Origin of the sequence: Pseudoduganella aquatica (genome assembly GCF_009857595.1) — a bacterium.
GTDB lineage: Bacteria > Pseudomonadota > Gammaproteobacteria > Burkholderiales > Burkholderiaceae_D > Rugamonas > Rugamonas aquatica_A.
On sequence record NZ_WWCU01000134.1, the window covers coordinates 1 to 396 of the forward strand.

A 396-nucleotide genomic window follows, 5' to 3' on the forward strand; every position below is an offset into this window, starting at 1 on the left:
GCCGATGCCGGCGTGACCGCCGGCTGGCAGCCCGACGTGTCCGGCGGCGCGCGCCACGCGCTGGCGGCGGGCCAGGCCCAGTTCGAGGCCAGCGTGGCGTCGATGGACGCCGCGCGCCTGGCCGTGGCGGCCGAGGTGGTGCGCAACTATATCGAATTGCGCGGCGCCCAGGCGCGCCGCGCCATTGCACAGGCCAATCTGGACAGCCAGGACAGCACGCGCCGGCTCACCGGCTGGCGCGTGCAGGCCGGTTTGCTGACCTCGCTAGAAGAGCAGCAGGCGGTGAGCGCCAGCGCGCAGGCGGCGGCCCAGGTCGCCGCTTTCGACGCCAGCGTGGCGCAGCTGGGCCACGGCCTGGCGCTGCTGTGCGGCCTGGCGCCGGCCGCGCTGGCGGCC

1 protein-coding gene is annotated in these 396 nt (G+C 76.5%); it reads left to right on the forward strand.

What is annotated here, in order from left to right; all coding sequences use genetic code 11:
* Positions 1-396: TolC family protein (locus GTP77_RS29910; RefSeq protein ID WP_161075761.1), on the forward strand; the 396-nt coding region annotated here is incomplete at both ends.